The 12,383-nt window shown below is 31.5% G+C and carries 12 protein-coding genes; 2 read left to right on the top strand and 10 right to left on the bottom strand.

The window, feature by feature from the left end; translation table 11 throughout:
• Positions 1-35: 35 nt before the first annotated feature.
• On the bottom strand, positions 36-995 hold the full coding sequence (locus tag JHK64_RS01710) for a CdaR family protein (RefSeq protein WP_199567278.1): 960 nt from the start codon (positions 993-995) through the stop codon (positions 36-38).
• Positions 992-1,849 (bottom strand): diadenylate cyclase CdaA, encoded by an 858-nt coding sequence (gene cdaA, locus JHK64_RS01705; RefSeq protein WP_199567277.1) that lies wholly within the window; start codon positions 1,847-1,849, stop codon positions 992-994. Before cdaA ends, JHK64_RS01710 begins: the two co-directional genes overlap by 4 nt.
• A gap of 105 nt (positions 1,850-1,954) precedes the next feature.
• On the opposite strand from cdaA, the gene murT reads away from it, so the two are divergent.
• On the top strand, positions 1,955-3,298 hold the full coding sequence (gene murT, locus JHK64_RS01700; RefSeq protein ID WP_199567276.1) for a lipid II isoglutaminyl synthase subunit MurT: 1,344 nt from the start codon (positions 1,955-1,957) through the stop codon (positions 3,296-3,298).
• Positions 3,298-4,086, top strand: a complete 789-nt coding sequence (gene gatD, locus JHK64_RS01695) for a lipid II isoglutaminyl synthase subunit GatD (RefSeq protein ID WP_199567275.1) — start codon at positions 3,298-3,300, stop codon at positions 4,084-4,086. The genes murT and gatD overlap by 1 nt, the downstream gene beginning before the upstream one ends.
• Before the next feature lie 36 nt (positions 4,087-4,122).
• Here the strand turns inward: gatD and JHK64_RS01690 are convergent, their stop codons facing one another.
• The 8 genes from JHK64_RS01690 to JHK64_RS01655 form a co-directional block, all read right to left on the bottom strand.
• Positions 4,123-6,039 carry an ABC-F family ATP-binding cassette domain-containing protein gene (locus JHK64_RS01690; RefSeq protein ID WP_199567274.1) on the bottom strand — a complete coding sequence of 639 codons (1,917 nt, stop codon included), beginning with the start codon at positions 6,037-6,039 and terminating at the stop codon, positions 4,123-4,125.
• Between the two features lie 51 nt (positions 6,040-6,090).
• The gene (locus tag JHK64_RS01685) at positions 6,091-6,459 is read right to left on the bottom strand and encodes a hypothetical protein (RefSeq protein WP_199567273.1); all 369 of its coding nucleotides are present in this window, start codon (positions 6,457-6,459) and stop codon (positions 6,091-6,093) included.
• Positions 6,460-6,642: 183 nt separating this feature from the next.
• Positions 6,643-7,164, bottom strand: a complete 522-nt coding sequence (locus JHK64_RS01680) for a DUF1307 domain-containing protein (RefSeq protein WP_199567272.1) — start codon at positions 7,162-7,164, stop codon at positions 6,643-6,645.
• A gap of 149 nt (positions 7,165-7,313) precedes the next feature.
• Positions 7,314-7,817 (bottom strand): DUF1307 domain-containing protein, encoded by a 504-nt coding sequence (locus tag JHK64_RS01675; RefSeq protein ID WP_199567271.1) that lies wholly within the window; start codon positions 7,815-7,817, stop codon positions 7,314-7,316.
• Between the two features lie 140 nt (positions 7,818-7,957).
• Positions 7,958-8,464, bottom strand: coding sequence for a DUF1307 domain-containing protein (locus JHK64_RS01670; RefSeq protein WP_199567270.1), 507 nt, complete (start codon positions 8,462-8,464; stop codon positions 7,958-7,960).
• 218 nt (positions 8,465-8,682) lie between these two features.
• Positions 8,683-9,939, bottom strand: a complete 1,257-nt coding sequence (locus JHK64_RS01665) for a nucleotide sugar dehydrogenase (RefSeq protein ID WP_425507300.1) — start codon at positions 9,937-9,939, stop codon at positions 8,683-8,685.
• Positions 9,908-11,314, bottom strand: coding sequence for a flippase (locus JHK64_RS01660; RefSeq protein ID WP_199567268.1), 1,407 nt, complete (start codon positions 11,312-11,314; stop codon positions 9,908-9,910). The genes JHK64_RS01665 and JHK64_RS01660 overlap by 32 nt, the downstream gene beginning before the upstream one ends.
• Positions 11,311-12,333 carry an acyltransferase family protein gene (locus JHK64_RS01655; protein ID WP_199567267.1) on the bottom strand — a complete coding sequence of 341 codons (1,023 nt, stop codon included), beginning with the start codon at positions 12,331-12,333 and terminating at the stop codon, positions 11,311-11,313. Before JHK64_RS01655 ends, JHK64_RS01660 begins: the two co-directional genes overlap by 4 nt.
• Between the last annotated feature and the right edge of the window lie 50 nt (positions 12,334-12,383).

The following is a 12,383-nucleotide window of genomic DNA, read 5'->3' as shown; positions in this document are numbered from 1 at the left end:
CTATCCTCCTTCTTTATTTTCCTTGTTACAAATACTTATTTTTTCTCAACTGTCAAGGTTAGTTTCATTGTTTCTGGAACAACAGAGACATTATCATCCAATAATTCAATTGTTCTAATTGTATTTTTCTTAACATTAGAAATATCAACAGGTACTCTGATTTCAGTAGTATTATCTAAATCTTCTTGAGAACCAAATATCAAGGCCTCACTACTCTCTAGTTCATAGCGAATATCTTTAAGACTACTATCGATTGTTCCTGTCAATTCAATGACAATAGGAACAGTTTTGCTAAGTCGTTTTAACTCAACTGATAGCTTGGCACTCACTGGATCAATCTTACTAGGCAATATTGTACCATTTTCTGAAACTGCTTGTAAGATAACATCTTCTTCTAAATCATCAGATAACTCATAATCATCAGGAAAAGAAGCTACGACATGATCAATTTGATCAATTGTCGCCTCATCACTAGTAACTTCTACTTCTTTGATATCAGAATTAATACTCTTAAGTTCATAACCCTTAGCTATTTGTTCATCTTTAATGGTAGGTACAACTTCAAACTTCTTAGTTTCTTTTTTTCCGATAGTGACTTCCATCGTTGCAGGAGACACTTGTCCAGTCACCTCAGAAGGCATATCTTTGATAACTAATGGCACTTTCGTTTGACCAACCCCAAGATTTGTTAAATCAGCCACGACTTGAAAATTTCTTGTTGATGGATTAATTTCTGAGTCAAGCTTAACACGATTAGTAGATGTTAAATAAACTTCAACCTCATAAGAATAACCACTGATAAAATATTCATCACTATCATACTTAATATCAATTGGAATATTTTCCAGAGTATGTGTGTAAGTTTCTGTCACACGATTAATTTGAGATGTTGTGCTGTTATAATTGCTTGATTTTGCGGTTAGAAATAAAAAAAGTGCAAAGAAAACTGAAGCTAGTATCAGACTAATTTTTTTAACTAAAAATCGTTTCATCAAGATTTCTCACCTCCCAATAGTTTTTTCCAATTAAAGGTGTATCGTTTCTTTTTATCTTTTGGAGAAAAGACCGAGTGTAATTCTTTATCAAATTCATCCAAGGAAAGGTCATGTTCTAATCTTTCTTTGTAGGCGATGGATATAGCACCAGTCTCTTCAGAAATAATAACAGTTAGAGCATCTGAACGTTCTGACAGACCAATGGCTGCTCTATGACGTGTCCCAAATTCTTTTGAAATATTTTTTGAATCAGTTAAAGGCAGATAACAAGAAGCCGCTGCCACCTTATTGCCACTAATAATAACAGCACCATCATGTAAAGGTGTATTTGGGATAAAGATATTAATTAAAAGTTGGCTTGAAACGTCTGCATCAAGTGGAATACCTGTAGAAATATACTCTCTAAGTCCTTGTGTTTTTTCAATAGAAATCAGAGCACCAATTTTACGTGGACTCATATATTTGACTGCTTTGACCAAAGCAGTAATTAGTTTTTCTTCGTCAGTTAGAGTCTGTGTTTGAATAAAGGATTGTGGTGTTCTTCCAAAACGCTCTAAGCCCGAACGAATTTCAGGGGCAAAAATGATAACCCCAGAAATAACACCGTAGGTAATAACTTGGTTCATCAAATAGGTAAGGGTGGTAAAACCTAGTAAACCAGAAATAAAACGGATAACTACGAATAGTACTGCCCCTTGCACTAAAGACATTACCTTAGTTCCAGCAAGTGCTTTAATAAACCGATAAATTAACCATGATACAATTAATATATCTATAAGATTAATCATAATGGTAATCGGGTTATCAAAAAGTGAATTCCAAAAATTAGCATCAATATTAAATAAATTACTCATACAACACTCTCTCGTTCTTATCTTTTTTTAAATTCTTTCTCATTATACCACTTTTTGTAGTTTTTTTCTTTATTAGAAATCTAAATTTTATGTTAAAATATAGGAATGAAACTAAAAACTTTGGCAGCTTTAACTGCAGGAAAAACAAGTAAATTTATTTTAAATAGATTAGGAAGAGGCTCGACATTACCCGGTAAAATAGCTCTTCAATTTGATAAGGATATTCTAAAAACACTAGCTAGTGATTATGAAGTGATTGTAGTAACTGGTACCAATGGAAAAACCGTTACCACAGCTTTAACTGTTGGGATTTTAAAAGAAGCCTTTGGAGAAGTTATCACAAACACCAGTGGCGCCAACATGATTACTGGTATCACTTCTACTTTTTTGAGTGCCAAAAAAGGTAAGTCCGGAAAAAAGATTGCTGTTTTAGAAATTGATGAAGCCAGTCTTCCAAAAATAACAGACTACCTAGCACCAAGTTTGTTTGTGTTCACCAATATTTTCCGTGATCAAATGGATCGTTATGGTGAAATTTATACGACTTATCAAATGATTCTTAACGGGACAGCAAAAGCACCCGAGGCAACAGTTATAGCTAATGGGGATAGCCCACTGTTTCACTCTAAGAAAATTCCTAATCCGATAAAATATTACGGATTTGATACTGAAAAACACGATCCACAGTTAGCTCACTATAACACAGAAGGTATTTTGTGTCCGAGATGTCAACACATTTTAAAATTCAAACTTAACACTTATGCTAACCTTGGTGATTATATCTGTGAAAACTGTGGTTTTAGTCGCCCCAAACTTGACTATGCTCTTACAGAGTTAACAAATATCTCAAATACTGATTCTGAATTTGTGATTGATAATCAGCGCTATAAAATTAATGTTGGCGGCTTATACAACATTTATAATGCTCTTGCTGCAGTGGCTGTGGCTGAATATTTAGACGTTCCTGCTGAGAAGATTAAAAAAGGGTTTGAAAAAAGTAAGGCAGTCTTTGGTCGACAAGAAACTTTCAAGATTGGCAACACTTCTTGTACACTTGTCTTGATTAAAAATCCAGTTGGTGCCAGTCAAGCTTTAGAGATGATTAAATTAGCGCCCTACCCATTCACACTTTCTGTCCTTCTTAATGCTAATTATGCCGATGGCATTGATACCAGTTGGATCTGGGATGCTGATTTTGAAAGCATTACAGAAATGGCTATCCCAGAAATTTTTACTGGAGGAATTAGAGAATCTGAAATTGCAAGACGCTTGCGCGTGACTGGTTTCCCAGAAGAAAAAATGACTTCTGTATCTTCTCTTGAAGAATTGATGACAAAACTTGAAAATCAAGAAACAGATCATGCCTATATTCTAGCAACCTATACTGCCATGCTTGAGTTTAGAGAGATTCTAGCCAATAAAAAAGCTGTGCAAAAGGAGATGAAATAATGGTTTATCGAACAATTGAATCCCCTAGTGATAAAGCGTTTCGTTATGAGTTAAAAGTCGCTCATCTTTATGGTGATTTGCTTAATACTTATGGTGACAATGGAAATATTCTAATGTTAAAATATGTAGGTGAGAAACTAGATGCGAAAATGTCATTTGATGTGGTTTCTCTGGGTGACTCTTTTAATGCTGATGATTATGATATTGTCTTCTTTGGTGGAGGGCAAGATTATGAACAAGCTATTGTTGCTAAAGACTTACCGCCTAAGGCAAAGGAAATTGATCGCTTCATCCAAGAAGATAAAGTCTTGTTAGCCATTTGTGGTGGTTTTCAACTGCTAGGTCAGTATTATGTTCAAGCTAATGGTGAAAAGATTGATGGTATTGGTGTGATGAACCACTACACCTTGAATCAAAAAAATAATCGCTTTATCGGAGACATTAAAATTCATAATGAAGAATTTGATGAAACCTACTACGGCTTTGAAAATCATCAAGGACGTACCTTTTTATCTGAAGAAGAAAAACCACTTGGTAAAGTTGTTTATGGACATGGTAACAATAAAGAAGATGGGACAGAAGGCGTACACTATAAAAATGTTTATGGTAGCTACTTCCATGGACCAATTCTGTCACGCAATGCTAAATTAGCCTATCGCCTTCTTACAACTGCTCTTAAAAATAAGTATGGTCAGGATATGGCATTAAAAGCCTATGACGACATACTTTCTTTGGAAAAATCAGAAGAATATTTAGATGTTAAGAATAAAGCTGACTTTAAAGCTTAAGAAAAACTCACAGATAAAATCTGTGAGTTTTTTAGATTAGTTCTCTTCAAAGTCTTCAATCATTTCAGCGATTTCTTCCCATTTAGTCATCGTATTTGTTTGTTGTGTTGTTTGGTCTTCAAGTTGTTCTTGAAGTAAGATAAGTGTTTCAGCATCATTGGTCTGTGTCATTTCAGTTTCAATTTCTGCTATACTAGCATCCAAATTTTCCAGTAATTCTTCAAGATCAGAAAGCTGTCGGGTTAATTTTCGCAATTCTTTTTGACTAGCTTTTTGGGTGTGATAATCATTTTTTTTATCATGCTTAGGAGAGTTTTCTGTCACGTTGTCAGCTTTTAATGTCACTGCTAATTCTGTTTTTTTGGCAAGGTAGTAATCATAATCACCAAGATAAAGTGTACTACCTGTTTCAGAAATTTCAATCACTTTTGTTGCCACTCGATTGATGAAATAACGGTCATGACTGACAAAAATTAAGGTTCCGTCATAATCGATGAGGGCATTTTCAAGCACTTCTTTACTATCAATGTCTAAATGGTTAGTTGGCTCATCCAGTAAGAGAAAGTTGTTATTTTCCATGGATAACTTGGCAAGTAATAGTCTAGCTTTCTCTCCTCCTGATAAGACAGAAACAGTTTTTTTAACATCCTCACCAGAAAACAAAAAGGCGCCTAACCGATTTCTAATAGCCACTTCTGGCGTTGTTGGAAAAGCAGACCATAATTCTTCCAGAACGGTATTGTTTGGTGTTAAACGCGACTGGGTTTGGTCATAATACCCACTTTCCACATTAGCTCCAAACTTAATATCACCAGCAATTAAAGGAATATCACCAATAATGGTTTTAATCAGTGTTGATTTCCCAATGCCATTTGGGCCAACTACTGCTATGGCATCATATTTTCTAATGTCTAGTTGAATCGGCTCAGCTAAGATGTCACCATCATAACCAATAGCAGCATCTGAAACGGTTAAGACGACATTCCCTGAAGGTTTCTCAGAGTGAAAGGTCATGTTAGCCTTTTTTGTTTGCGTTGAAGGCTTATCTAGTCGTTCTATTTTTTCCAGTTGCTTGCGTCTGGATTGTGCACGTTTAGTCGTTGAAGCTCTAGCAATATTTCGCTTTACAAAATCTTCAAGATTGGCAATTTCTTTGGCTTGTTTTTCAAATAATTTTTCTTGAGTGGCTAATTTTTGAGCTTTTTGTTCAACAAAACGGGAGTAATTACCAACATACCTATCAAGTGAATTGGGTGTTAAATCAAGCGTAATCGTTGTCACCTTATCTAGAAAATAACGGTCATGACTAACAATCACTAAAGCGCCTGGGTAATTAACAAGATAGTTTTCCAACCAGGCAATCGTCTCGATGTCTAAATGATTGGTAGGCTCATCAAGCACTAAAAGCTCAGGTTTTTCCAATAACATTTTTGCTAGAGCAAGACGTGTTTTTTGTCCACCAGATAACTCTTTGATTGGCATTTCCCACATGGTCTCATCAAACTTGAAGCCGTTTAAAATACTTCGAATATCTGATTCATAGGTGAAGCCCCCTTGATGTTTGAAATTCTCTGACAACTTATCATAGTCTGACATTAGTTCTTGTAACGACTCATGTGAAGCTGTTGCCATTTTTTCTTCCATCTGTCGAAGCGTTTTTTCTGTTTGTCTTAGCTCATTAAAAACACCAAGCATTTCTTCATATATCTTATTTTCTGAATCAAACTGACTATCTTGAGCTAGGTATGATAAAGAAAGATCTTTTTTTGTACTTACTTGACCAGTGTTTGGACTCTCCTCACCAACTAATAATTTAAGAAGCGTTGATTTACCTGCACCATTACGACCAACTAACGCAATTCGGTCACGTTCATCAACTTGAATAGTGATGTTATGAAATAAAATATCTCCAGCAAAGGAGCGTTCTAGCTTGTTTCCTTGTAAAATAATCATATTAATATTGTAACAAAAAAGCCCACAAAGTGGGCAAAAATTTAAAAGCTTTTAAAACTTTGAAACGACAAGATTAACGAGGTCTTGATTTTTCATCAATAGATAAAGTCCAATCAAAATAATGGCAACAAACAAGACAAATTTAATCAAACCTTTAACAAAACGGATTAAAATAAGTACTCCCATAGAGACAATAAGCCAAATCCAAGGCGACCCTTCTATCAAAGTTTTAAGATTTTCAAGGTTATTACCCGTTAGAGCATGGATAGACTCGGGCACTTTTGACATGATAGCTTGTGAGTCAATGCCTAAATGATCAAGAATCGTTTGACTACCCATTTTTAACCAGGTGAAAACACCTGTATTAAACAAGAATAGAAAGACCTGCTCTGGAAATTTTTTAATCGTTCTAACTAGCATTGTTTATCATTACTCCTTTTAACGTTAACCCTCAAATTATTATTAGTGGTTAAACATGTCTTATATTCTATAAAAAAAGAGAAATAAAAGCAATCAATTATTTTAACATAAAAATTTTAAGTGCTAGCTCATCAATGACAAAAAAATAACAAGTAAGCTCACTTACTTGTTATTTCATTTTATTTATTCTTCAAATTCTTTAAATTTGCCATCTTTGACTTCTTCAAATCCACTGTTTTGAGCTTTTAGAGGAGCTGTGCTTTGTTCTAAACTAATATAAGTAGCATTTTCATTATCAAGCTCAAATCCAACAATATTTTTTACCTCTTTTAGATCAACTTGTGAATAATCAACCATTACAAATTCTTTTAAATATGTATCTTCATAGCTAATCTCATGTTCAACACCTTTTAAACCCTGATATTGTTCAACAAATGGTGCAACTTTTTCTTTTGCTTCCTCAGCTGAATCAACGCCAAACATTTCATAAGACATGGTATTGATGGTTTCTTGCTTCAACACTTCATCGCTACCATCTTCATAATAGAAGGTATAGATAACGTTGTTTCCAGGGGAAGAATGTTGAAAACTCATCGTTTTTAAACTGTCATCCGATGTTTCCTTAGATGTTTTAGAACCACAAGCTGCAAAAAAAACCAATGTCAGCATTAACAAAATGCTTAAAATAATATTTCTTTTTTTCATCGTAATCTCCTAATTGATTTGATACTATTATTATATCGCTTTATTGTTAATAAAACAATATTACTCAAGCCTTAAATCTTCGTGGTATTAAAAAATGATGTTAATGAAACTATTCTCATTAATAACAATAATTTAAATTTCTATTTTTTTTAAGGTTGAAACTCTTTAAATTTACCATCTTTAACTTCTACAAAGCCACTATTTTTATCCCTAAAGGGTTTTACTGATCTTGTTAGACTAAAATAATCAGCGTCTTCTCCTTCTATTTCAAATCTTGGATTTTCTTTTAATTGTTTTAAATCGATTTTTGAATAATCAACAATAATCTTCTCTTTTAGATAATCTGTTTCATATTCAACTGCCTGAGTAACGCCTTTGATAGTTTCATATTCTTTGGATAATGGTTCCAAAAGCTCTTTAGCTTCTTCTTTTGAGGCAACCCCAAAAGCGTCGTATGTAAAAATAGTAACTGATTCTTGCTTCACAATTTTGTCACTACCTTTTTCATAGTAAAAAATGTATCTGATATCTCTACCCGGCATGGCATTTTGGTAAGCAATTGATTCTATTTCTTTTTCTTTTGGACTACATGCACTTAAAATGATTATTATAATGACAACAAAAAAGCTTATTAGTATTTTATTTCTCTTCATTTTATACTCCTCATTTAAGTCATGTCTTTATTTTATCTTCTTAAAGGAAATATGGCAATATTTTTTAATCCAAATAATGACAATTAAAAAGCCATTGATAAACAATTGTCTATCAATGGCATTAATTAAAAACCTTAGTTTTAATTTAAGGGTTTAAACTCTTCAAATTTGTCGTCTTTAACTTCTTTGAAACCACTTTTTTCGAGCATTTCTAACGTTTGTTTGTAACTAATATAGTCAGCATTTTCAAGATTATTTGAAAATACTCCTGGAATATCAGCAATCTCTTTTAAGTCAACTTTTTCGTAATCTATCACTAACTCTTCGTTGAGAGTTGTCTCACCATAATCAATTTTATCTGAAATACCATTTATTCCTTGATATTGAACAGCAATACTATCTAAAATATCTTTTGCCTCATCAGCTGTTTCGACACCTAAACCGGCATAATCCATCTGTGTATGTGTTTCTTGCTTAATAATAGCATCTTTATCTTCATCGTAGTGGAAAGTCATACGAATGTCCACTCCTGGCTGATTTCTTTGGAAGTAAGTTGTTTTTAATTCCTTTTTGTCAGATCCACAGGCTACTAAAACAACAAGAGCTAGCAACGATAAAATGCTGAGAATAATTTTTTTTGCTTTCATAGAAGTCTCCTTAATTATTTGATACTATTATTATAACTTTTTATGAGTGATAAAACAATGTTATTAAATAAAATAGTATTCTTTTAATTTCTCTAAAAAGTAAGAGAAATTGGTAGCTAAAATTTATTTTTGGAATGATATTTCTAAAAATTATAAAAATCGCTAATATAACATTGTCAAACTAAAAGACACCACAATATTAATCACTTTTTTAGAACTCAATCTCTACCAAATAAATCTCTAGTATAAACTTTATCTCTAACATCATCTAGAATAGTATCATATCTATTAGCAATAATAGCATGAGATTTTTCTTTAAAAGTTGCTAAATCATTAACAACTTCATTATCAAAAAAAGTAGTTCCATCTTCTAAAGTTGGTTCATAGATAACAATTTTTGCACCTTTAGCTTTAAGGCGTTTCATAACACCTTGAATAGAAGATTGTCTAAAGTTATCACTATTACTTTTCATGGTTAATCGATAAACACCGATTATAATCTCATTGTTGTTAATATTGTCATGAGGTTGTGTTTTAGCAATTTCTAAAATTCTTTTGGCAATAAAATCTTTTCTTGTTTTATTACTTTCGACAATTGCTGAAATCATGTTTTGTGGAACATCTTGATAATTTGCCAAAAGTTGTTTGGTATCTTTTGGTAAGCAGTAACCACCGTATCCAAATGATGGGTTATTATAATACGAACCAATTCTAGGATCTAATCCAATGCCTTTAATAATTTCTGCAGTATTTAATCCTTTTTGTTCCGCATAGGTATCAAGTTCATTAAAATAAGAAACACGTAATGCTAGATAAGTATTGGAAAAAAGTTTAACAGCTTCAGCCTCAGTAAATCCCATCATTAATGTTTCTACATTTGCTTTTATGGCACCTTCTTGAAGCATTTCAGCAAAAATTTTAGTTTTTGCAAGTAATTCTTTGTCTTGAAGATTAGTTCCAAGAACAATACGACTTGGATATAAGTTATCATACAAGGCCTTAGATTCACGTAAAAACTCTGGACTAAAAATGATATTATTAGTTTGGTATTTAAAACGAACTGACTCTGTAAATCCAACTGGAACTGTAGATTTTATAACCATTATTGCTGTAGGGTTAACGCTTAAAACCATTTCAATGACTGACTCAACAGCACTAGTATCAAAGAAATTTAATTTAGTATCATAATTAGTGGGTGTCGCTATAATGATATAGTCGGCATCTTTATATGCTTCTTTTGCGTTAGTAGTAGCAATAAGATTAAGATTTTTTGTTGCTAAATACTCTTCAATTTCTGTGTCATGAATTGGAGATTTTCTTTGATTAATTAATTCAACTTTTTCAGAAAGAACATCTACTGCTGTTACTTGATGATGTTGTGATAACAAAACAGCAATCGATAAACCAACGTAACCTGTACCTGCTACAGTAATTTTTTTTGTTTTATGCATGATGACTCCTTTTTTGAATGACATAAAATATGACTAAACTAATTAAATAAATAATAATGCCAATAGCAATTTTAATGATTAAATTTTGAAAATTACTAAAATCTAGATTAATATGGTATAACAACAAGTACATCATAAATCCAATGATGACGAAAGGACTAGCTTTAATAATATATTTACCTATCGGAAGACTTTTTCGAATACTGTATATTTGAAAAAGACAAACAGACATTTCAGCAAAAAAAGTTCCTATTGCTGCCCCTATTGCTGCCATATTAGGAATTAAAAGTAAGTTGATGATGATATTGACAACTGCTCCTAAAATAGTTGATTTTATATAAATGGAATCCATTTTATGAGGAATAAGGAATTGCGTTCTGATGATATTAGCTATTGCAATAAAGATACAACTGGGTAAAAGAATTTGAAACAATAGTATATTTACTTCATACCCTTGACCATAAAAAAGTGGTACAAACTCTTTGCTAACCCCCATTATACCAAAAGACATGGCTGAAATAATTAATAAAGTAAACCACATAGAGCGTTCCAAATATTTTTCACTTGTTTCAATCATTCCTTTTGAAATAATATGTGAGATTTTTGGTAACATTACTGTACCAATAGATGTCACTATTGCCAATGGAATCTGGATAATTTTCTCCGATGTTTCAAAAAAACCAACTTGACTAAAATCTGCTAATTGGGCAAGCATCACTTTATCCATCATTTTGTAAAGACTAATGGCAATGACAGGTATAAAGAGAATTATGTTTGGCTTAACATGACTTAATATTTCTTTTATCGAAACTTTTTCAAAATTAATATATCGTCTTATAACAATCCATAAAACTATTTGAGAAAGCAATATACCTATCACGTTAATAAAAGCATATATATTAACATCTTGGCTTGATTTAACAAATAAGAATATGCACAGTAAAGTCATTAATTTTATGATTGAATTTCTAATAACTGTTATTCTAAAATTTTCAATTCCAAAAAAGAACCAATTAATATCAAGACCTGCTGATAATACGTAGAAAAACATTATCAAAGCAATGTTCTTATCTGCAGCAAAATAAAATGCGTAAAAAAGATAAACTATTGTAATCACAAACGATAACAATAATTGGAAAAAATAGATTCCCCAAAAATTTTTTGAAAGTTCTTTCTTATCCGATCTAGAAATAGCTATAGTCCTGTTTCCATAGTTGTTAACCCCTAACATAGCAAATAAGACAAAATAATAGGCAACAGTGTAGGCATACGAATAACTCCCAATTCCTTCTGAGCCTAGAACTCTAGAAAGGTATGGCGTTGTCAGCAAAGGGATAGCCATTAATAATATTTGGTATAAGAAATTATACATAAAATTTTTTTTAAGGTTTGAATTCAATTATTTGGCCTCACTAAATATTTACTTTTACGTCTTACACCAGTTAATAACCAGTTTAACAAACTACTATATCTTATGATATATTCAAAAATTAAAATTGAAAAGATCAGAGATAAGCTAAACATTAAACAAACACAAATAGTATAATCAAGTTTTAAATATCGCCATAAAATAAATCTTAAAACAACTAATAAAGGTCCATGTAGCAAATATATATACATGCTAGTTTTTCCAAGATAACTTAAAAACTTTTTAGCGTGAGTTTCTCTTTTTTCAAATAAAAAAGAAATTTTAAGAACCATTAATATTCCAATAATAGCTAATAAAAAAGCAAAATAAGACAAGTCATAATAATAGTACGGGTAAAAAATAATTAGAAAAACAATTGGAATAAATAACCAATTAATTTTCTTTAAATAAGAAAAAAAGGTTTTAGAATATCTCTTAAAAATAATTCCTATGATAAAAAATACATAGTTGTAACATAAATATTTTAAAACACTATATGAAGGATTTAATATTAATCCACGCGTTAAAAAAGATAAAGTCGTAAAAATAATTAAGAAGATATAAATATTTTTTTTAGTAAGAAAATAGTAACTAATGATAATTGATAAAGCTAAAACATATAAAAACCAAAGTCCTCCATTAGGACTGACTCCAATTAAAATTTTCCAAAAAGATCCTGTATCATACTTTGAAACAGCTAAACCGGAAGCAAAAAGTCTCAATGGTATGTATACAATACTCATAAACAAGTATGGTATTACTAATTTTTTAAGTTTTTTTACAGAATTAAAAGTTTCTTTTTCATACACAACATTATATGCTAAAAAACCTGAAATAAAAAAGAATAAAGGCATATGAAAAGTATAAATTAAACTTTCAATCATTCTAAAAAAGGGGACACTTATTCCACTCTTAGAAGTTGCATCAGGAAATGAGTGTCCTAAGACAACTAATAATATCCCTATACCCTTAGAAATATCAATAAAATCCCAATATCTTATCTGTTTCATAATTCTCCTTTATCAATTTATTGAAATTTTTTTAATACTAAATTTCAATA

Source organism: Streptococcus zalophi, assembly GCF_016481285.1.
In the GTDB taxonomy this organism is placed as follows: domain Bacteria; phylum Bacillota; class Bacilli; order Lactobacillales; family Streptococcaceae; genus Streptococcus; species Streptococcus zalophi.
Note: the sequence above shows the minus strand (reverse complement) of the source record. Positions and strands in the feature narration are given on the sequence as shown.

Coding starts and splice junctions, on each gene's coding strand:
- cdaA (WP_199567277.1), bottom strand. CDS start 1,849: ATGAGTAATTTATTTAATATTGATGCTAATTTTTGGAATTCACTTTTT.
- murT (WP_199567276.1), top strand. CDS start 1,955: ATGAAACTAAAAACTTTGGCAGCTTTAACTGCAGGAAAAACAAGTAAA.
- gatD (WP_199567275.1), top strand. CDS start 3,298: ATGGTTTATCGAACAATTGAATCCCCTAGTGATAAAGCGTTTCGTTAT.
- JHK64_RS01690 (WP_199567274.1), bottom strand. CDS start 6,039: ATGATTATTTTACAAGGAAACAAGCTAGAACGCTCCTTTGCTGGAGAT.
- JHK64_RS01685 (WP_199567273.1), bottom strand. CDS start 6,459: ATGCTAGTTAGAACGATTAAAAAATTTCCAGAGCAGGTCTTTCTATTC.
- JHK64_RS01680 (WP_199567272.1), bottom strand. CDS start 7,164: ATGAAAAAAAGAAATATTATTTTAAGCATTTTGTTAATGCTGACATTG.
- JHK64_RS01675 (WP_199567271.1), bottom strand. CDS start 7,817: ATGAAGAGAAATAAAATACTAATAAGCTTTTTTGTTGTCATTATAATA.
- JHK64_RS01670 (WP_199567270.1), bottom strand. CDS start 8,464: ATGAAAGCAAAAAAAATTATTCTCAGCATTTTATCGTTGCTAGCTCTT.
- JHK64_RS01665 (WP_425507300.1), bottom strand. CDS start 9,939: ATGTCATTCAAAAAAGGAGTCATCATGCATAAAACAAAAAAAATTACT.
- JHK64_RS01655 (WP_199567267.1), bottom strand. CDS start 12,333: ATGAAACAGATAAGATATTGGGATTTTATTGATATTTCTAAGGGTATA.